Annotated in this window: 2 protein-coding genes; both read right to left on the bottom strand. The window is 30.5% G+C overall.

The features are described 5' to 3' along the window. Positions 1–417: IS3 family transposase (locus AC2D8K_RS12565; protein WP_052831756.1), on the bottom strand; the 417-nt coding region annotated here is incomplete at its 3' end. Positions 418–473: 56 nt separating this feature from the next. Next, a complete protein-coding gene (locus tag AC2D8K_RS12560) occupies positions 474–1016 on the bottom strand; it encodes a helix-turn-helix domain-containing protein (RefSeq protein ID WP_002450094.1) in 543 nt (180 codons plus the stop codon). Positions 1017–1070: the final 54 nt, after the last annotated feature.

The raw sequence follows: 1070 nt of genomic DNA, 5'->3' as shown, positions 1-1070 counted from the left end.
AATGATTTCTAAACTATATACATCCATAAACGTTGATAAATACAATTTTTGATCATTTTTTAATTTGAACTCTGTAATGTCTGTCACTATTTTTTGATAAGGTCGATCAGTTTTAAATCGACGGTTAATTAAGTTATTCGCAATTTTTCCAACTTTCCCTTTATATGCTTTATATCGTCGATTTCTGTGTGTGAATTTTGTACAAGATAAATCTAACGATTTCATCAATTTACGTACTTTCTTGTGATTGACTTTGAAACCGAGGTTGGCTAAAGCTTGTGTCACTCTTCTATACCCATAGGTATACTGACATGTCTGACATATGTCTTTGATGGCTTGAATAATTGTTTCATCTTTATTTGGCTCTTTGAATCGACCAACCCAGTAATAGTAGACAGATTTTGCGATATTAGCCACTTTAAATAACACATTTAACCCAATATTTTGCGTTTCATGTATATCTTTAATTATTTTTACTTTTTCGGATGTTTGGTCTCGTAATATTGAGTTAAGGCTTGTAACTTTTTTTGATAAGCAATACCTGCTTTCAACATCTCATTTTCAGTTCTAAGTCGCTCTAATTCTTCACGTTCGTTTTCTTTTAATGGTAAATGATTTTCTTGTTTAACTTTTCTATTTTTCTTTTTCATTTTAGAAGGACGTCCTCTCTGCTTATTGTCTAAACCAAGAATGCCTTCCTTATCAAATTTACGTTGCCAATTCGCTATCATAGGGGGATTAGAAATGTTAAAGTAGTTGGCAGTTTCTCGATAAGACAAATGATTTTCTTGTCTAAATTTTAAAACAGATACCTTAAAATCTCTACTATATGATCTATTTTTCAATTTTTTATCTAATCCTTTTGAACCATACTTTAAATATTGATCGACCCATCTTCTTAAAATAGAAGTACTTGATAACCCGTAAGCCTTAGTTAAGGCATAGTAACCTTGTGTTCGATTTAAATATTCTTGTACTATCTTAATTTTAAAATCAAATTTATAATGTTTACCCATAAAAATGCACCCCATAAAGTTAGATTTGTAGTCCAACTTTTGGGGTGCACATCA

It is taken from the genome of Staphylococcus sp. 510 (assembly GCF_057219715.1).
Note: the sequence above shows the minus strand (reverse complement) of the source record. Positions and strands in the feature narration are given on the sequence as shown.

Excerpts from the sequence above, each read along its gene's own strand:
- AC2D8K_RS12560 (WP_002450094.1), bottom strand. The coding sequence starts at position 1,016 with ATGGGTAAACATTATAAATTTGATTTTAAAATTAAGATAGTACAAGAA.